This window comes from Hymenobacter sp. (assembly GCF_031398885.1).
GTDB lineage: Bacteria > Bacteroidota > Bacteroidia > Cytophagales > Hymenobacteraceae > Hymenobacter.
The window spans coordinates 1-18,945 of record NZ_JANNOD010000087.1; the positions used below are offsets into that span (position 1 = coordinate 1).

Annotated in this window: 17 protein-coding genes and 1 pseudogene; 9 read left to right on the top strand and 9 right to left on the bottom strand. The window is 58.7% G+C overall.

Features of this window, described 5'->3' with window-relative positions:
• Positions 1-37: 37 nt before the first annotated feature.
• Complete coding sequence (gene pheT, locus RMO51_RS16715) at positions 38-2,473, bottom strand: phenylalanine--tRNA ligase subunit beta (protein ID WP_310396533.1); 2,436 nt, start codon at positions 2,471-2,473, stop codon at positions 38-40.
• A gap of 122 nt (positions 2,474-2,595) precedes the next feature.
• Here pheT and RMO51_RS16720 point away from each other — a divergent pair, with 122 nt between their 5' ends.
• A complete protein-coding gene (locus tag RMO51_RS16720) occupies positions 2,596-3,201 on the top strand; it encodes a Uma2 family endonuclease (RefSeq protein WP_310396535.1) in 606 nt (201 codons plus the stop codon).
• On the opposite strand, the gene RMO51_RS16725 is transcribed toward RMO51_RS16720, so the two are convergent.
• Positions 3,192-3,803, bottom strand: coding sequence for a DUF1684 domain-containing protein (locus RMO51_RS16725; RefSeq protein WP_310396536.1), 612 nt, complete (start codon positions 3,801-3,803; stop codon positions 3,192-3,194). The two genes, RMO51_RS16720 and RMO51_RS16725, sit on opposite strands and share 10 nt — an antisense overlap.
• A gap of 89 nt (positions 3,804-3,892) precedes the next feature.
• On the opposite strand from RMO51_RS16725, the gene RMO51_RS16730 reads away from it, so the two are divergent.
• The 3 genes from RMO51_RS16730 (at position 3,893) to RMO51_RS16740 (ending at position 9,551) form a co-directional block, all read left to right on the top strand.
• Positions 3,893-6,361 (top strand): M1 family aminopeptidase, encoded by a 2,469-nt coding sequence (locus tag RMO51_RS16730; protein ID WP_310396537.1) that lies wholly within the window; start codon positions 3,893-3,895, stop codon positions 6,359-6,361.
• Positions 6,362-6,599: 238 nt separating this feature from the next.
• A complete protein-coding gene (locus RMO51_RS16735) occupies positions 6,600-7,541 on the top strand; it encodes an ABC-three component system protein (protein WP_310396538.1) in 942 nt (313 codons plus the stop codon).
• Positions 7,542-7,769: 228 nt separating this feature from the next.
• Positions 7,770-9,551, top strand: coding sequence for a DUF2326 domain-containing protein (locus tag RMO51_RS16740; RefSeq protein ID WP_310396540.1), 1,782 nt, complete (start codon positions 7,770-7,772; stop codon positions 9,549-9,551).
• A 220-nt stretch (positions 9,552-9,771) separates the two neighbouring features.
• Here RMO51_RS16740 and RMO51_RS16745 read toward each other — a convergent pair whose 3' ends face one another.
• From RMO51_RS16745 to radC, 5 genes and pseudogenes are all read right to left on the bottom strand, one after another.
• On the bottom strand, positions 9,772-10,536 hold the full coding sequence (locus tag RMO51_RS16745; protein WP_310396542.1) for a DUF4386 domain-containing protein: 765 nt from the start codon (positions 10,534-10,536) through the stop codon (positions 9,772-9,774).
• Positions 10,537-10,767: 231 nt separating this feature from the next.
• Positions 10,768-10,899, bottom strand: a pseudogene (locus RMO51_RS16750) (JAB domain-containing protein); the annotation flags it as partial.
• Positions 10,900-11,156: 257 nt separating this feature from the next.
• Complete coding sequence (locus RMO51_RS16755; RefSeq protein ID WP_310396544.1) at positions 11,157-11,987, bottom strand: amidohydrolase family protein; 831 nt, start codon at positions 11,985-11,987, stop codon at positions 11,157-11,159.
• A gap of 354 nt (positions 11,988-12,341) precedes the next feature.
• Positions 12,342-12,551 (bottom strand): hypothetical protein, encoded by a 210-nt coding sequence (locus tag RMO51_RS16760; protein ID WP_310396546.1) that lies wholly within the window; start codon positions 12,549-12,551, stop codon positions 12,342-12,344.
• 364 nt (positions 12,552-12,915) lie between these two features.
• On the bottom strand, positions 12,916-13,659 hold the full coding sequence (gene radC / locus RMO51_RS16765; RefSeq protein ID WP_310396547.1) for a RadC family protein: 744 nt from the start codon (positions 13,657-13,659) through the stop codon (positions 12,916-12,918).
• Between the two features lie 128 nt (positions 13,660-13,787).
• Between radC and RMO51_RS16770 the strand changes: the two genes are divergently transcribed.
• The 4 genes from RMO51_RS16770 (at position 13,788) to RMO51_RS16785 (ending at position 17,577) form a co-directional block, all read left to right on the top strand.
• Positions 13,788-15,032: a metallophosphoesterase gene (locus RMO51_RS16770; RefSeq protein ID WP_310396549.1), complete on the top strand. Its 1,245-nt coding sequence runs from the start codon at positions 13,788-13,790 to the stop codon at positions 15,030-15,032.
• 223 nt (positions 15,033-15,255) lie between these two features.
• Positions 15,256-15,954 carry a carboxypeptidase-like regulatory domain-containing protein gene (locus RMO51_RS16775; protein WP_310396551.1) on the top strand — a complete coding sequence of 233 codons (699 nt, stop codon included), beginning with the start codon at positions 15,256-15,258 and terminating at the stop codon, positions 15,952-15,954.
• Positions 15,955-16,161: 207 nt separating this feature from the next.
• The gene (uvsE, locus tag RMO51_RS16780; RefSeq protein ID WP_310396553.1) at positions 16,162-17,163 is read left to right on the top strand and encodes a UV DNA damage repair endonuclease UvsE; all 1,002 of its coding nucleotides are present in this window, start codon (positions 16,162-16,164) and stop codon (positions 17,161-17,163) included.
• Positions 17,164-17,223: 60 nt separating this feature from the next.
• Entirely contained in the window at positions 17,224-17,577 is a 354-nt protein-coding gene (locus RMO51_RS16785) for a hypothetical protein (protein ID WP_310396555.1), read from the top strand.
• 82 nt (positions 17,578-17,659) lie between these two features.
• Here RMO51_RS16785 and RMO51_RS16790 read toward each other — a convergent pair whose 3' ends face one another.
• Positions 17,660-18,043 carry a hypothetical protein gene (locus tag RMO51_RS16790; RefSeq protein WP_310396557.1) on the bottom strand — a complete coding sequence of 128 codons (384 nt, stop codon included), beginning with the start codon at positions 18,041-18,043 and terminating at the stop codon, positions 17,660-17,662.
• Positions 18,044-18,121: 78 nt separating this feature from the next.
• Positions 18,122-18,613 (bottom strand): hypothetical protein, encoded by a 492-nt coding sequence (locus RMO51_RS16795; RefSeq protein ID WP_310396559.1) that lies wholly within the window; start codon positions 18,611-18,613, stop codon positions 18,122-18,124.
• 19 nt (positions 18,614-18,632) lie between these two features.
• Between RMO51_RS16795 and RMO51_RS16800 the strand changes: the two genes are divergently transcribed.
• Complete coding sequence (locus RMO51_RS16800) at positions 18,633-18,926, top strand: hypothetical protein (protein ID WP_310396561.1); 294 nt, start codon at positions 18,633-18,635, stop codon at positions 18,924-18,926.
• Positions 18,927-18,945 lie beyond the last annotated feature (19 nt).

The window sequence follows — 18,945 nt, forward strand, 5'->3', positions numbered from 1 at the left end:
TCCTCTGCGCCCTCTGCGGGCTAAAACTGCCAGAACTTTACTTCCGAATCAGCGCCCCGGCCTGCTTTTCAAACTGCCCAATCAGCCGCTGCATCACCTGGTCGATGGCCTGCTCGCTGAGCGTCTGGGTGAAGTCCTGTAGGGTGAAGCTCACCGAGTACGACTTCTTGCCCGCACCCAGGTTGTCGCCGGCGTACACGTCGAACACGTTCACGCTTTGCAGCAGCTTCTTCTCGGTGCGCTGGGCAATCTGGCGCAGCTGGTCAAAGGTCACGCCGGCGTCCACCACCAGGCTCAGGTCGCGCCGCACCTCGGGGAACTTGGGCAGCTCGCGGGCCGTCAGCGCGGGCCGGTATTTCTTGCTCAGCGCGTCCCAGTCCAGCTCGGCATACCACACCGGCTGCGTCACGTCGAGGTGCTTGAGCACCGAGCCCGCCACGGCGCCGAGCCGGGCCACCGGCTGGTTGTGCACCAGCAGCGCCAGCCCACCGGCCAGGTAGGCGTGCTGCACCGGTTGCGAGGCCGCGCTGCCGAAGCCCAGCGCCGCCAGCACCTGCTGCACCGCCCCGGCCAGGTCGTGAAACGCGGCTCTCTCGGACTTGTGCTGCCAGGTTTCGCCGGCCGCGTTGCCGGTCAGGTAAATTACCAGCTGGTTCTTTTCCTGGTATCTCCCGCCCTCGTTTTGCGAGTAGGTTTTGCCGAATTCGTACAGCTTCAAATCCCGCTGGCGGCGGTTGAGGTTGTGCCGAATTATCTCCAGGCCCGAATGCAGCAGCGTAGGCCGCAGAGCATTTAATTCAACGCTGTTGTAGTTCAGAATGCGCACCAGTGAATTATCCGCTGCGCCTTCCTTGTCGAAATACTGCGAATTGGTCAGCGAATTTGTTAATATCTCCGAATAACCCTGTCCACTGAGCAGCGAGGCTATTTTCACCCGCGTTACTTCCGGGTCGGGGTTCGGAAATTTTGCCAGATACGACGCCGAATTATTCGGCCGTAAAGCCACGTTGTTGTAGCCGTAAATCCGCAGAATTTCTTCGATAATATCCGCCTCGCGCGTCACGTCTACTTTGTGCGGTGGCACGGATAATGTCCATATAGCCTGGTCGCCTTCGTCCCGGTCTTCCTTGGTGATTTCGATGTCCAAATCCGTCAAAATTTGCCGGATGCGCTCGGGCGCAATGAACTGGCCTACCAGCCGCTCCACGCGGGGCAGGCGCAGGCGCACCGTGGCGGCCTCAACTGGTTTCGGGTACTCGTCCACGATGGGCGCGGCCACGGTGGCGCCGGCCACTTCCTGCAGCAGCAGCGCCGCGCGTTGCAGCGCCACCAGCACCATGTTTGGGTCGGTGCCGCGCTCGAAGCGGAACGAGGCGTCGGTTTTCAGTTGGTGCGTTTGGGAGGTGCGGCGCACGGCGGCGGGGCCGAAATAGGCGCTTTCCAGGAACACGCGGGTGGTGGTTTCGCTCACGCCTGAAGTCTTGCCGCCGAACACGCCGGCCAGCGCCATCGGCGCGCCGTGGGCGTCGGCAATGACCAAATCTTCCGCTTTCAGCGTGCGCTCCACGCCGTCCAGGGTTGTAAATTTCTCGCCGGCCGCGGCGCGCTTCACCCGAATCTGGCTGCTATCAATCCGGTCGGCGTCGAAGGCGTGCAGGGGCTGGCCCAGCTCGTGCAGCACGAAGTTAGTTACGTCCACCACGTTGTTGATGGGGCTCAGGCCGATGCTGCGCAGGCGGCGTTGCAGCCACTCAGGCGAAGGACCGACGTGCACATCTTCGAGCAGCAAGCCGGCGTAGCGCGGGCAGGCTTCTACATCCTCGATGGTCACCTTGATGTTCGTGGCGGCCGACGCGGGTGCTGCGAAGCCGCTCACGTCGGGCAGGTGGCAGGGCTGGCGCAGCAGGGCGCGCAGCTCGCGGGCCACGCCATAGTGCGAGGCGGCGTCGGCCCGGTTGGGCGTGAGGCCGATTTCGTACACCGTGTCGGAGCCCAGGCCGAAGTACTCGGCGGCGGGCGTGCCGTTGGGCAGCGCGGTGTCCAGCACCAGGATGCCGGCGTGCGAGGTGCCCAGGCCGATTTCGTCCTCGGCGCAAATCATGCCCTCGGAGGCCGCGCCGCGAATTTTGCTCTTCTTGATTTTGAACGGCTCGCCCTGGGCCGGGTGCAGCGTGGCGCCTTCCAGGGCCACCACCACGCGCTGGCCGGCGGCCACGTTGGGGGCCCCGCACACTATCTGGCGCGGGGTGCCGTCGCCCACGTCCACGGTGGTCAGGCTGAGCTTGTCGGCGTCGGGGTGCCGCTCGCAGGTGAGCACCGTGCCCAGCACCACGCCGCGCAGGCCGCCGGGAATGCCCTCCAGCTCTTCCATGCTCTCCACTTCCAGGCCCGAGCCGGTAAGCAGGGCCCCGATTTCGGCGGCGGGTTTGTCGGTCGGAATGAGGGTTTTGAGCCAGTCGAGGGAAATGCGCATGGGTAGTTGTCCGTTGTTAGTTGTCCGTTGTCAGGCCGCCGGGCGGGCAAAGGTACGGCGGGGCAGGATGGGCCAAATCAGGGCCAGCGGTGTATCTTGCTAGCAGACCCACGCCTTTTGCCATGTATCCCAACATCCCCGACGAAGCCAATGTGTTGCGCGGGCCGTTCGTGACCGGCCTCAGCGATGACGAGTTTTTCCGCCTGTGCCAGGAAAACGACTTGGTCCGCATCGAGCGCACGGCTGACCACGAAATCCTCATCATGCCCCCCGCCGGATTTGAATCAAGCTACAGCAGCGGCCAAGCTTATTTGGCGTTGGCTTTGTGGCAGCGCCAGCACCGGCAGGGCCGGGTGCTCGAATCTTCGGTGGGCTACCTGCTGCCCGACGGCGCGGTGCTTTCGCCCGACGCTTCCTGGGTGAGCTCCGAGCGACTGGCAACCGTAACGGCCGAGCAACGCCAGAAATTTCCACCGCTGTGCCCGGACTTTGTCATTGAAGTAAAATCCCCGTCCGACCGCATTCCCACGCTGCAAGCCAAGATGGAGCAGTGGCTGCGCAACGGCGTGCGCCTCGGCCTTTTAATTGACCTCGAAACCGAAACTGCCTACGTGCATCGCCCCGGCCAGCCGGTGGAAGTCGTCACGGGCTTCGACCAGGAGCTGCGCGGCGAGCCGGTGCTGCCCGGCTTCCGGCTCGATTTGCGGGAACTGCGGCCTCAGTCGTGAAACGACTGTTCGCCGGCCGCAATGGCCACCCGGAGCCGGTTGTTGGCCGGCGGGACCGGGCAGCTATAGTCGTTGTTGTAGGCGCAGTACGGGTTGTAGGCGCGGTTGAAATCGAGCGTGACTTCCGTTTCGTCGGCTTTGGGGATGGCGGCGTCGAGGTAGCGGCCGCCGCCGTAGGTTTCGCGGCCGTTGGTGAGGTCGGTGAAGGGGATGAAGAGCGTGGAGTCGGTGCCGCTGGCTTTTAAATAGGCGGTTAACTGCTGCGGTTTTTTGTCAATCTCAAATTTTGCCTGGCCCCAGTTCAGGTATTGCTCGGTCCGGTTGTCGCTCATTTGCAAAATTGTGGTGTCGGGGCGCGCGTTGCGGGCAATGGCCGCAACGATTACATAGTCCAAGGCCGCGGGGTAATATTTCAGGCTGTCGAATTGCGCCTTTTGGGCTACAGGCAGGGGCGAGTCCTGCGCCAGGCGAAAGGAGCGGTTCTTCTCCTTGCGGGCCTTATTCAACGGGGCGGCATAGGCGCTGATATTCGGTTGAATGTCATTCACGGAATAAATAACAATGCCGAGCACGGCCGCCGCTAATGCAATTTTTTTAACCATGCGAATGATGTTTTTGAAAATGCAGGCAACGCCCGGCGCCGCGTAAGCATCTCTGGCCTCAATTGCAATTTGAGCTCCTTCCTTTCTTGATGCGAAAATACCTGCTGCTTGCGCTTTCCCTGGCCGGCGTGGCTTCGGCCGCGGCCCAGAACCCCGCCGCCACCGCCTACCGCGCCACCGAGCGCCGCGTGAACGACTTGGTGCACACCAAGCTCGCCGTGCGCTTCGACTACGCCAAGCGCTACCTCTACGGCCGCGAATGGGTCACCCTCAAGCCCCACGGCTACCCCGCCGACACGCTGCGCCTCGACGCCAAAGGCATGGACATCAAAGCCGTGGCATTGGTGCAAGGCGAAAAGCTTCAGCCCCTGAAATACGACTACAACCAGCGCCAGCTGCTGATTCACCTGGGCCGGACGGTGCCCGCGGGCCAGGCCTATACCGTGTACCTTGAGTACACGGCCAAGCCCGACGAGCTGGGCGCCGCCGGCCAGGGCACGGCGGCCATTCGCGGGGCCAAGGGCCTGTACTTCATCAACCCCGACAGCGCGGTGGCTGGCAAGCCGGTGCAAATCTGGACCCAGGGCGAGACCGACGCCAACTCCGCCTGGTTCCCCACCATCGACCAGCCCAACCAGAAAACCACCCAGGAAATCAGCCTGACCGTGCCCAGCAAGTACGTCACGCTCAGCAATGGCCAGCTGGTGAGCCAGGCCCCCGCCGGCCCCGGCCTGCGCACCGACACCTGGAAAATGGACGAGCCCCACGCGCCCTACCTGTTCATGATGGCCGTGGGCGACTTCCGCGTTACCAAAGACACCTGGCGCGGCAAGGAGGTGAACTACTACCTCGAGCCCCAGTACGCGGCCCAGGCCCGGGCCATCTTTGGCAAGACGCCGCGCATGCTGGAATTTTTCTCGCAGCGGCTGGGCGTGGATTTCCCCTGGAATAAGTACAGCCAGGTGGTGTGCCGCGATTTCGTGGCCGGGGCCATGGAAAACACCACGGCCTCACTGTTTGGCGAGCAGGCCCAGGGCTCGGCGCGGGAGCTGCTCGACTGGCAGTACGCCGGCGAGGAGCGCGAAATCGCCCACGAGCTGTTCCACCAGTGGTTTGGCGACTACGTGACCTGCGAAAGCTGGAGCAACCTGACCATGAATGAGTCGTTCGCCAACTTCAGCGAGGTGCTGTGGGCCGAGCACGAGTACGGCCCCGATGCCGCGGCCCAGCAAGCCGACCTCAGCCTACGCACCTACTTCCGCAGCCGCGGCAATTTCGAGAAGCCGCTGGTGCGCTTTCAGTACGCCGACAAAGAGGACCTGCTGGACGGGGTGAGCTACCAGAAAGGCGGCGCCATCCTGAACATGCTGCGCCACCACCTGGGCGAGGACGTATTTTTTGCCGGCTTGAAGCGCTACCTGACGCAAAACGCCTTCGGTACCGGCGAGGCCCACCAGCTGCGGCTGGCGCTGGAAGCAGCCGCGGGCCAGGACCTGAACTGGTTTTTCAACCAATGGTATTTCCGCGCCGGCCACCCCGTCGTCACCATCGATTACCAGTGGGATGCCGCCCGCCAGCGCCAGGCCGTGGTGGTGCGCCAAACCCAGGCCGGCGCGCCCTTCGTGCTGCCGCTCACGGTGGACGTGTACGCCAAGGGCCGCGCCCGGCGCTACCCCGCCACCCTGCGCCACGCCGTGGACACGCTCTATTTCCCGGCCGCCACCCGGCCCGACCTGGTGAACGTGGACGCCGAAAAAGTGCTGGTCTGGCAAAAGCAGGACCGCAAGTCGCTCACGGAATTTGCGTACCAGCAGCGCCACGCCCCGAGCTACCTCGACCGCCGCGAAGCCCTGGCCGCCGCCCAAACCCAGCTGGCCGACCCGCTGGCCCACAAAATCCTGGTGGCCGGCCTCGCCGATAAGTCGCCCGCCCTCCGGGAAATGGCGGTTGAGCTGCTCGACCTCAAAAACGCCGCGCTGCGCAAAGCAGCCCTGCCGCTGGTTGAAAAGCTGGCCTTGGCCGACCCGGCGGTGCCGGTGCAAACCGCCGCCCTCAACGCCCTGGGCGCGCTGAAAGACAAGCGTTACGCCCCGCTGTTCGCCCAAGCGCTCGGCAGCAAGTCGTACCGGGTGCAAGGGGCGGCCCTGCAGGCACTGCTGCCGCTGAATCCGGCCCAGGCCCTCGCCCGCGCCACGGCCTTTGAAAACGACCACAAAGGCGCCCTCACCGCCGCCCTGGTGGCGGTGTACGGCCGGGCCGGCACGGCGGCGCAGTGGCCCTCCGTGCGCGCCAAGTACGACGCCGCCGACCCCAACGCCCGCTTCGGTATGCTGCCCGGCATCGCCGAGCTGCTCGGCCGCGTGGACGACCCCACCGCGCTGCGCGAAGGCATTGCCCGCATCCGCGACCTGACGGTGGAGTTCAAGCGCTTCTTGGACGCGCCCCGGCTGGTGGGCCTGCTGCGCGGGGTGCAGGCCCAGCAGGCCGCGCGGCCCAACGCGGCGCTGGTCAAAACCCTGGTGGATGAAGCCGCCGCGGTCATTGAGGCGGCGAAGTAGGACCTGAGCGGCCTGGGCCCGCGGGCAGCTACCCCGTGCGCCTCCACCCCCAGGAAGGCCCGGTAGTGAAACGCCTGGTGAAGGAATGAGCCCCGTAGGCTGAGCCACAAAAAAGCCTCGCCAGTGTCTGGCGAGGCTTTTTTGTGAACTGGTGGCTATATTCCGTTTCCCTAAATCCAATGCAACGCATCACTCAGCAAGAAGTCTGTTTATTTGTGTACCACCTATTCACAGCCGTATGGACTACAGATTAGATTTACTTTCAGAAGATGAGTTCGAAAAGTTAGTCAACTCTCTCTGTAACGAAGTGTTAGGTGCTGGTGTTGTAAGCTTCGCGAAAGGCCGCGATGGAGGGAAAGATGGCCGATTCCAAGGAACAGCTAACAATTTTCCATCAAAAGCGTCTTCATGGAATGGAAAATTTGTTATTCAAGCCAAACATACATCGTCCATAGAAGCAAGTTGCTCAGACAAATCATTTCACGGCAATAAAACTAGTGTTGTAAACGAGGAAATCGAGAAAATCAAAGCTCTTATCAAAGACAATGAGATAGACAACTATATTCTGTTTACAAATAGGAAACTTAGCGGTGGAGCTGAACAATCAATAAGAGCCCATATTCAACAAGAGACGGGACTAGGCAATGTTCATATAATAGGAACTGAAACCATCACAGAATATCTTAAAACTCATAAGCAAATTTTAAAACGATTTGGCCTAGAAAACTTTGTTCTTCCACTAGATTTTTACAATGACGATATTAAAGACCTTATATTAGTATTTACTAAAAATGCCAAGAAGATAACCAATTTGTCTCTGCCAACAGGAAATCCTATTCCATACGCCAAAAAAAAGAAGAAAAACAAAATCAACAACCTTGACAAACATTACTACGCAAGAATTCGCCAACATTCATTGGAATATTTTTCACAAATAGACGACTTCTTAAGCGACCCAATCAATAGCGAATATGCCATAGCTTATGATAATTTCGCAACAGACCTTGGGAGCATGATTGAAATAAGAAGAAATGATTTTGATAATTTTAAAGAGGTTTTTGGTTTCTTAAACAAAAAGATATTCGACGACCATAAAGCAGAATTATCAAAACATAGAGGATTGATTTGGGTGTTTCTCCATCATATGTATTTCAACTGCCACATCGGACGAAAGAAATGATTTTCCCGCATAGATACCTGGATTTAGACAGCTCAGTAGTCAATATTGCCTACCTTACATTAGCTGAACTTAAGAGAAACAAATTACTTACTTATCACGAACTGCAAGAAAAGCTTACAAGACGAATTGGAGCTGATGTAAGCGAGACGTTTCCCTATGCTTTAAACTTTCTATACCTATTAGGCAAGGTTAACTATTACGGCGGGACTCTAGACGCGTTTGAAATAAATGAAAATCAGCAAGCTTTACTGCAACAAACCGTTTAAGAACATTGCTTTCAACCTCAAAAGAGGTGAAATCAATTTGATTTTAGCTAATGTCAAGGCCAGACATGAGCAAAGGGACACTCATAACCTAGGCAAAAGCACACTTGTAGACCTTATCGATTTCTTATTACTCAAGAATATTGACAAGTCGCATTGGTTAATAAATACAAAAAAAGGTGAGGCAACAATTTTCCTGGATTATGAATTCTACCTTGAGATTCTCTTGAACTCAGGTGGATTTTTAACGATAAAGCGCACAGTTAATGCGCCAACAAAGATATTTTTTAAGCGCCATCAGCATAGCTTTGACGATTTTCCTCTAATTGAAAATTGGGATTATTTGGAAATACCCATAGAGAAAGCACAAGCGCTTTTGAACGATTTGCTGAATTTTGATTTCTCCAAACTTACCGGGTATTCGTACAGAAAGTCAATCAATTATTGTCTACGCGGCCAAGGCGACTATGATAATATATTCCAGCTAAAGAAATTTTCACGCAGCAAGGACAGGGATTGGAAACCTTTCATGTTCAGTCTGCTTGGCTTCAAAGGGGATGTGCTCTCTCGTAAATACGACTTAGAGGAAGCTATAAAAGAACAGTCTAAAGCCATTAAGGATAAGGAGCGTGATTTGAATATAAGCTCTAATGATAAAGATAAAACCGTTGGCCAGATTCAGCTGAAAACTCAGGAGATAAACAAGTTATCAACAGACCTGGATGATTTCAACTTTTTCATTAAAGACCAAGAAACAATATCCACTCTTGTTGAAGAAATCGAAAACAACATCAGCGAACTTAATAATAAATTATACAGGATAGAATTTGATATTAACAAATTGAGAAAGTCGATTCGAGATGAATTCGCCTTTGACATCAATAAAGTAAATGAGTTATTCAACGAAGTCAACGTACTATTTCCCGCTGAATTCCTCAGGAGCTACGAGGAACTAAGTGACTTCAACAAGAAGATAACGACAGAGAGAAATCGGGAGATAAAGAGGACTTTATCCGAAAAGGAGATAGAGCAAAGTGAAATAATTAAGAAATTGCAAGTTCTCAATGAAAGAAAAGTCAAGTATACGCACTTGATTCACGACACTTCTATTTTCAAGAAATATAAAGCGTATCAGCAGGATATGCTGAAAGCTGAGTCTGAGTTGATGTATCTTAAAGCAAAACTCATTGCCTTTGACTTCATAGAGGAAAGAGTTCGGGAAATATCTTTGTTAAAAGAGAATGAACTCAAAGAAACAAAAGTGGAAATCGAGACAGAGCTAAGCAATACTTTATCAAACGATAAGTATTCAGCAATAAGAAGTACGTTCAGCGAGATTATCCATGATATCTTGCAGGTGCCAGCAATTATTTCTATTTCCAAAAATAACGCCGATAACATTGAATTTGCTTACAGTATTGAAAATTCTGCTCAGCAAAGAGGATATACATACAATAAATTGTTATGCGTCGCTTTTGACTTATCAATCCTCATTAATTATGCTAGCCAATCTTATTTTAAGTTTGTTTACCATGATGACGCTTTTGGCAACGAGGATAATCGACTTAAAATTAGACTTATGTCAACAATCAAAAGATTGTGCCTAAAGTATGATATCCAGTATATCTTTACAGCTATCCAAGATGATTTGCCCAACGCGAAGGATTTGATACTAGCAAAGGACGAAATCGTTTTAGAACTGAATGATAAAGACGATAATGGAAAGCTTTTCCTTATGTCTTTTTAATAATTACTCTAAGCGTATTCCTATAAAAAAGCCCCGCCAGCAACTGACGGGGCTTTTCGTTTCTAGCGCGGCTTAGGCGGCCGGCTTCGCGCCGGGGTTGCCTTTGGCCCCGCCCCCGCCGAGAACGATGAGCTTGGTGTAGCCCTGGAAGCTGGATGTCGGTGGCGCTGAGGGTGATTGTGTACCAGAATAGCGCTGCTGGCCCAGTACACCCCAGCATCTATGCGGGCGACAGCTGGGGCGACCCAACTCGTAGCTCCTGGGCTCGGTCTGCTTGGGTTTTCCACCCGGCGCTGTCCACTCCTTTCACCAGCAGCCACAGACAAAAAGACAATTCGCCGATGAAGGGCAGCAGCAAAAGGGCGGGCAGGAGCACGTTGGCCAGGGCCGGGGCAAATAGCGCCGCGAAGCAAGCCACCAGGTAGCTCCCGCCCGCCACCTGCATCAAAACGCCTATTGCTTTGGGGAAGTAGCCCGACTTAAAAATCAGGTATCCGTTGACCAAGCACGTGCCGCCAAAAAACAGCAACGCCACATTGAAGGAAATGCCGTGCGCTTTCAGCACCAGGTTGGCAAGCACGGCTACCTGCGGCGCCCCCATCGCTGGGGTGTGCTGCGAGCTTTCCAACGTCGGCATCACCAGGAGCATGAACACTTTACTCACAGCTTCCACCGATAGGGAAACCAGGTTGAGAAGCGCGGCCAGCAACACCAGGCTTTTGCTCACGGGCCGCAGCAACAGGTACTCAATCCAAAGCAGGGGCACGGCGCAGAGCACGAGCACGACGTTCGCGGCCACCGCCACGCGCCACAGCAACGGCGCAGCCAGAATGTTGCGCGCCGTGGCCGCCGCGTCGCCCGAAACCAGCAGCTTACTCATGACGAACCCTTCCGAAAACACTCCCAACAGAATAATAGCCAAGTAGAGGGCCCCGCTGAGGCGAGCAACTTGTTGGGGCGAAGTGTCCAGCGAGCAAGTCTTCATGATAAGTTCGATTTCGGGCCCGGCAGGTAACGAGAGTGCTTGGCCAAAGGCCGCCGGGCGCGCAACCGTTGGATGCAGAGTTGCCGAAAACAGTTGCCCGACAGAATGCTGAAATACCTAATTGGTGAAATAAACCTTCGGATTTCTGGCTGCCGTTCCTGTGCGTTGCGGCAACCGCGCCCGGCGCCGCGTCTGCTTTAGCTGTTAAGGCTACGGATTCAGCTGCTTGGCTTATAGCATGCCCTCATCCGCGAAGCTGTAGTAGCCCTGGTCGGAATAGATGAGGTGGTCGAGAATGGGCAGGTCCAGGAAGTTGCCGGCTTCCTTGAGCTTCTTGGTGAGCTGGATGTCGGCCTCGGCGGGTTACTCGGCCGCCTCGACGACCCGGCTGCGCTTACCCAAAGCATCACCCGCATCAAGGACCTGACGGGGCAGTTCAAGGCCTTCGTCAACAGCCAACGGCTAGTTGGCCTGCTGCGGGAGGTGCAGCAGCAGCAAGCCCCGCGGCCCAATGCCGCGCTCGTTGCCGGCTTGGTAGGACAGGCGGTGGCGGAAATTGAAGCGGCGAAGTAGGAGGGGTGTTGGTAAATTTAAAACACCGTTTTTCTAAACAAGCCATTTTACTTCTCCGACCCGGACGGCTTGAGCTTAAATAAGGTCTGGGCATTGGTGTAGCGAATCAGTGCTTTTTCCTCCGGCGTCAGGTCGAGCTTCTCGAACGCATCAAGCGTTTGCGTCAACGAGTATTGCGGATAATCCGAGCCGAGCAGGACCTGCCGGACCCCAACGTTGCGAATCGTCCATACGAACTCGGGCTCGATGGGCGAATCGGCAATCAGCGTGACCGTAGCGGATATGTCGAAATAAATATTGTCGCCGAACAGCCCCTCAGCAGTTCTTATTGCTTTCAGGATATTCCAGAAGCGGAAGTTCAGCCCGCCCAGGTGCGCGAAAAAGAACTTCGTGTTCGGAGCGGCAAGCGCTAAATTGAACAGTTTCTCACTGTCTCCGGGCAGGATGTTGGCGTTGTCAAACATAACAACAACCCCAAGTTCGCCAGCGCGCTTGACTAATGCCAGCACGCGAGCGTCCGCGGGATCGAACTTTTGCGTGTGCGGATGGATCTTGAGAATTTTAACGCCCAACCCGGCGACGCGCTGCAGTTCGGCCACCGCCGCCGGCCCGTCATAGGGATGGACGGTGGCAATCGGCAGCATGTGGGGGTGCTGTGCCGCCAGGGCTAGGTGCGCGTCGTTGCTGGCGCTGATGCGCTTGGGCTGTCCTTGTAATGCCTGGTTCGGGCCGCCGAACCACATGCCGCCGAACGCTACTTTTTCGAGCCCAGCGGTCTTCGCCTGCGCTTCGTACTCGCGCAAAGACTGCTCGCCTTTTGCCAGGTGCACGTGGCTGTCGAACACCGGCTGGGCGCGCACGCCTTGCGAACCGGACAAAAGCAAAAAAACCAGAAACACCGTCCATGCTACACGTCGTCCGGGGCGAGCGAATCTAATTCGCCAACCCACGACCAGCAGGCTCAACGCCCGCGCCCGTGGCATCCACAGGGCAGAAAGCAGAACAGCAAGGCCGAGAAAAAACAAGACTGACGGCCAATCTACGCGCCGCTCGGGGCGCTCAACGGCCCGCTCATTGGGGGGAGGGGGGCTCTTCGTTTGAGAAATTGGAGTTGAAGCAAGCGGATGTCCCGTGTGCTAAGGCGAACGGGGGGCATTTTAGGGACCGTTTCAGTGAACCGAAGCGGGCAAGCCCACCGGCACGGCACTGGGCCGTAATTCATACGTGTCTTCTTAGCGCGGACTGGCTGGGTTGCCCTTTTGTTTTTTGTACGCAACAGAGGCGATGGTGGCCAAGAGCGCGCCCCAAAAGCTCAGATTCAGCCACAGCTTCGCTAAGGAGTCGTTGCGGCCGGAATAGTAGCCCGCCAGGAAGGCTCCGGCCAAGGCCAGGAGTAGGCATAAGATGGCAACAAAGTAGAAGAAGCGGGAGGGGTTTTTCATCGGGATTCGCAGTCGGTGGTATCGTGGGAACAAAAAGGTGCCGAGGCCGTGGGTTTCTTCTGGCAAATCTGGCAGTCGGACGAGCCTTGCAAGATACCTGGTTTCGGGTATTTTTTGATGCGCTGTCGGCCAGCCAAAGGCCAAATAAACACTCCTTTTAGTGAACCGCTAAACCAAACGCCCTGCAACTTCGGCGAGCGCTCGGAGCGGCTGTTCATGTCGTGTGCCTAGTTTAAGAAACTCGTCTACCAATCAAAGTTTACGAAACTCGTCCAGGAGATGAGTTTCACATACCGTTGGACGTAGAGTTCGTCCACGTCCGCTTACTTGATTATCGAGACTAGAATTACAGCCTGCTACCAAATTACAGCATCCCCTCGTCCGCGAAGCTGTAGTAGCCTTGGTCGGAGTAAATGAGGTGGTCGAGGATGGGCAAATCCAGGAAGTTGCCGGCTTCTTTGAGCTTCTTGGTGAGCTGGATGTCGGCGGCGCTGGGGGTGCGGTTGCCGCTGGGGTGGTTGTGCACCAGGATGATGCTGCTGGCCAGCTGTTCCAGGGCTTCCTTGAAAATCAGCTTGGGGTCGGCCACGGTGCCGGCCACGCCGCCGCGGCTGATGGCCGTTTTGCGCATCACCACGTTGGCGCGGTTCAACAGTATCACCCAGAATTCCTCGTGCGGCAAATCCATGAGGTGGGGCCGAATCAGGTGGTAGATGTCGCGCGAGCTGGTGATGGTGGTGCGCGGGGCGGCGTCGGCCTCCTTGCGGCGGCGGCCCAGCTCCAGGGCGGCCACCACGGCAATGGCCTTGGCCTCGCCGATGCCGGGGTGGCGGCAGAGCTGCTTCACGCTCTCCCTAGCCAACGTATTCAGGTCGTTGCCCACGCCTTGCAGCAGGAGCTTGGCCACGTCCACGGCCGAGAGCTTCACGGTGCCCGAGCCGAGCAGGATGGCAATCAACTCCGCGTCCGACAGCGCCGCGCGGCCCTTGGCCTGCAGCTTCTCGCGCGGCCGGTCTTCCTCGGCCCAGCTCTTGATGCCCAGGGCGCCGGGCGGCACGTAGGGCCGGGCCGGTGGGTTGCGTTCGGTCAGGCTGTCAGGGGTTTCCATGCGGCACGGCGTTGGCAGAGGGCAAAAATTACCTTAAATGTAAAGCAAAAGCCTGCCGGGCCCGTTTAAACCCCGAGCCCGCCGCGGAGTTGAGCGGCGGCGCCCGGCAAGCTGATTTATTCTTGATTATGCGAAATCCTGTGGTGCTGTGGGCCGCGTTGGCCCTCATTGTTCTGGCGGAATATTACGGGTACCAGGCCACGCGCACGCTGGCGCAGCACCTCTCGCCGGGTGCGCGCCGGGGCGTGGCCGTGGGCTACTGGCTGGTGTCGCTGGGCGTGTGGGGGCTGGCGTTCTGGGCCGGCTCGACCCGCCAAACGGGCAACACGGTGCTCAAAAGCTACCTCATGAGCCTGCCGCTGCTGCTGCTGGCCGGCAAGCTCCTCGTCCTGCTGCCGCTGCTGCTGGAGGACTTCACGCGGCTGGGGCGCTGGGCCGTGAGTTCGGCCACGCGGCCGGCCGGCGTGGAAGGCGACGCCATTCCGCGCAGCGAGTTTCTGGCCAAGGTGGCCCTGGGCCTGGGCGCCGTCCCGTTTTTCGGGCTGCTCTGGGGCATGCTCAAGGGCGGCACCGACTACCGGGTGCGCCGCGTCACGCTGCGGTACCCCAACCTGCCGCCGGCCTTCGACGGCTTCAAGCTGCTGCAGATTTCGGACCTGCACACCGGCAGCTTCAACTCCACCGAGCCGTTGCAGCGGGCGGTGGCCCTAATCAACCGCCAGGGCGCCGACCTCGTGCTGATGACCGGCGACCTGGTGAACAACCGCGCCACCGAGGTGGAGCCGCACATTCCGGCGCTGCAGCAAATCAAATCCGAACTGCCCATCTTCTCCAGCCTCGGCAACCACGACTACGGCGACTACGTGGCGGAATTTCGGGAGAACCGCACGCTGTGGACCCAGAACCTGGAGCGGCTGATGCAGAACCACGCCAAAATTGGCTGGACGCTGATGAACGACACCAGCCACACCATCACGCGCGGCGAGGATAAAATTGCCATCCTCGGCGTGCAGAATTGCAGCGCCCACGCCAACTTTCATTCCTACGGAAATCTGGCCAAGGCCCACGCCGCCAGCGGCGACGCGCCCTTCAAAATCCTGCTCTCGCACGACCCCTCGCACTGGGAAGCGCAGGTGCTCAAGTACCCCGACATCGACCTCACGCTCAGCGGCCACACCCACGGCATGCAGTTCGGCGTCAACCTGCCCTTTCTGAAGTGGAGCCCGGTGAAATACGTGTACAAGCAGTGGGCGGGCCTCTACGAGCAAGGCCGCCAGAAGCTGTACGTCAACGTCGGGCTGGGCTTTTTGGGCTACCCGGGCCGGGTGGGCTTCCTGCCCGAAATCACGGTGTTTGAGCTGCGCCGGGCGTAATTGGCCGCGGTTCTGCCTCGAAGGGGCAGGGGCCGAGGGCAACAAGCCGACGATGGACGGCGACGAGGGCACAACGCCAAGCCTGAGAATGGCGGCAAAACCAAAATCGAATGGCGGCCCGCGGTTTTTAGCCGCCGGCTACGGGCCCGCACCTGCAACGGTGCGGGCTTTTTTTGTCTCCCGGGTGCGTTATTTGGTCGCTGATTTGTGTTTAGGTGCGTGAATGAATGTATGCGTTTTGAATAGGGTGATGCGGGCCGGCGGCGCCCGGCCGCGCGGGCTGCTGGCCGTGGTGGGACTGTGGCTTGGCTTGGCCGGCGGCGCCCACGCGCAAGCGCAGCAGGTGCGCGTGAGCGGCAGCGTGACGGCCGCCGACACCCGCCAGCCCGTGCCCGGCGCCACGGTGCGGGTGCAGCGCACCCGCCGCGGCATGGTGACCGACGCCACCGGCAGCTTTGCCGTGGACGCGCTGCCCACCGACACCGTCCTGTTTCGGGCCCTGGGCTACAAGGTGCAGCGGCTGCCGCTGGGGGGCACCGGCCTCTCGCAGCTGGTGGTGCGCATTCAACTGGTGCGCGACAGCGTGCGCCTGGGCGAAGTGCAGGTAACCGGCGACCGGCCCGACCGCGCCATCATCAACCGGGCGCTGCGCAACATCAAGCGGCCCAAGCCCCCGGTGGTGAGCGGGGCCAAGCGCCCGCCCAAGCCCAAGCCCCTCTTCGCCGTGGACTCCACCGCACCCAAAAAGCCGGTGCCCACCATCGCCAGCCCGGTGAGCCTGCTCTACGACCAGCTTTCGCGCGAAGGCAAGCAGCGCCGCAAGATGGAGGAAATCGAAGCCGAGCAGAAAGCGGAAAAAGCCCGCAAGGCCCGCGCCGAGTACAACAAGTCGTTTCGGGACAACCGCGGCTACGAGCCGTGAGAACCAGTTATCAGTGAGCAGTGAGCAGAAGAACGTTCTGTCTCATCTGGGAGCTGCTTGCCTGAATCTTGCGCGTAGCTAACCCAGTCGTTGCAACGAGGCGCGCGAGATGTCTCGGCAAGCTCGACATGACGTTCCTTTTGCTCACTGCTCACTGCTCACTGCTCATTGATAACTGATGCTTGCCCTTCGCCGTAAGCCCAGGGTATGAGAATTGGGTATCCTTGCGTGAACGAGGCGATGGATTGCAGCGCCGCCAACACCTTCCGGCTGGCATCATATTCCGAAGAGCGCCTGCTTGCCGCCGTGTCAGCCAACCTGGCCTGCCTGCGCCGGATGCTGGAATGGAACGTGGCTCAGGGCCTGCTCTTTTTTCGCATGGGCTCGGGCATCGTGCCCTTTGGCTCGCACGAAATCAATGCTTTCCCCTGGCGGCCGCACTTCGCGGCGGAGTTCCGCGCAATCGGCGACTACATCAAGGCCAATGACCTGCGGGTGAGCTTTCACCCCGACCAGTTTGTCGTGCTGAACTCGCCCAGCTCGGACATCGTGCGGCGCAGCATCGAAGAGCTGATTTACCAGGGCTCGATGCTGGACCTGATGGGCCTGGACGGCACGGCCAAGCTGCAAATTCACGTGGGCGGGCTGTACGGCGACCGGGAGCTGGCCATCGGCCGGTTCGCGCAGGTGCACGCCGCACTGCCCGCCGCCGTGAAAGCCCGCGTGGTGGTGGAGAACGACGACCGGCTGTTTTCGCTGCGCGACTGCCTGCACCTGCACGAGCTCGCCGGCGTGCCCATTCTCTTCGACAATTTTCACCACGAGTGCCTCAACCACGGCGAGCCGATGACCGAGGCCCTGCGCCTGGCCGCCGCCACCTGGCATCCCACCGCCGACGGCGTGCCCATGATGGACTACAGCTCGCAGGCGCTGGGCGAGCGCAAAGGCAAGCACACCGACGACCTGGTGGACGACTCTTTTCGCAACTTCCTGGCCCAGCTGCAAGGCCTGGACATGGACCTGATGCTCGAAATTAAAAATAAGGAAGCCAGCGCCCTGCGCGCCGTGGCCATTCTGCGCGAACTGGGCCTGAGCGCCCCCGCGCCCAACCTTCCCAGCCCGCCCCTGGCCCTGCCGCCCGACCCCAACGCGCCGCCCAAAGCCAAGCGCGCAAAAAAAGAGTCAACCGTTAGAAGTGAAGAGCTATAGGGGCCGGTTCCACACTTCCTCAGCACATCAGCACCTCCCAAAATTTAACTAATCAGCCAAATGCCTTCCGACCATCTTCTCGCCACCGTCAGCGCCCTTAAAAACGGCCTCACCAGCCTGCCCCTGGGCTCGGCCATGGACAACACCGAAACCTGGCAGCAGCAGTTTCTGCAAAGCGGCCAGCCCGGCCTGCAGGACATTGCCCGCGAAATTGGCAACCTGCAGTCGCTGCTCACCAGCGGCGCTCTGAGCGCCACGGCCATCGGCAACTCCCTGGCCATCCTCGGTGACCAGACCAGCCAGGCCAGCGCCCAGGCCCCGGCCGACCTCAAAAAGCCCCTCGTCGAACTGGCCGATTTGCTGCGCCGCCACGCCGATAGCTTGCTGGCCCATGCCCAGAAAAGTAAGAAATAGCCTCGGTTACCACTTACATGCAATGCCAAAAAGGCTCCGCCCAGTAACTGGGCGGAGCCTTTTTGCTTTTACAAAGCCGGGCTTAATTCTGCGGCACGTTGCTGCTGCTGCTACGGCGCGAGCGGCTGGGCACCACGTCGCTGGATTGGCGGCGGCGGCCGTCTTTAATGATGGGCTGCTCGCGAAGGTCGGGCACGGCCGCGGGCGACAGCTCGGGGGTGCCGCCCACGGGCGGCAAGCCGTTGTCGGGCAGCGGGCGGCTGGGCTGCGCGTCGCAGTTGGTGGGCGTGCGCTGCACCTCCGTCGGGCCTTGGATGGTGCTTTGGTTCAGGGCCGGGTTCACGGGCGGAACGGTGGTTTGCCCCTGGCTGCCCCCGCGCACTGGCGCCGTGGGGTCGAAGGGGACGGTCTGGGCTTGCGCCGTAGCAGCCAGCAGCAGGCTGGCCAGCAGAATGAACGTTTTCATGGCGGGGTTGGGAGAGGAAACACAAACACCGGCCGCTTCGGAAGAAACAGCCGGTGTTGAGTGGCTCGCGGCGCGGGGCTAGTAGTTCGAGTTGGCTTTGGCTTTTTCCTTGCCTTTGCCCTTGCCCTTCGACATTTTGTCTTTGGACTTCGTCGTCTGGCCCGAGGTGGAACTGCCCGAAGTAGAGCCCGAGGTGGTCCCCATCGAGCCGCTCGTGCTGGTGCCCGAGGTCGTGCCCATGGTGCCGCTCGTGCTCATGCCCGAGGTGGTCCCCATCGAGCCGCTCGTGCTGGTGCCCGACGTCGTACCCATCGTGCCGCTCGTGCTGGCTCCCGAAGTAGTGCCGCTGGTGCTCATGCCCGAAGTGGTGCCCATCGAGCCGCTGGTGCTGGTGCCCGACGTCGTGCCCATCGTGCCGCTGGTGGTGCCGGTGGTCGTCGTGCCCGTGCCCGTGGTGGTACCGGTCGTCGTCGTGCCGGTGGTGGTCGTGCCGGAGGTGGTTTGGGCAAAAGCGGCGCTGCTCAGGCCCAAGGTCAACAAAGCGGCAATGACTATTTTGGTGGTTTTCATGGCTTGCAAACTGAGGAATGTGAAAAAGAAAAAGAGTCGGAATTGTGGGCAGCATCTGGCTGCTGCACCGTCTTTACGGGTGCCGGCCTTGTTATGGTTACAAAAGAATCAAGCAAACGGCTCGGCGAAGTTTGTAAGCACAACCGTTTACAACTTCAATACTGCTAGAAATATATGTGCTTCTTCTACTCATTTTTTGGCCTCAAAACGCCTTTTGGGGACTCATGAAGGTTCTGTTCCAACCGAAAAGCCCCTGCCTCCGATGATGACCCAAAAACTCTCCTTCGGCGCAGCGCTGGCGGGAAGCCACTGAGCGAGTAGTTCTTGCCGGA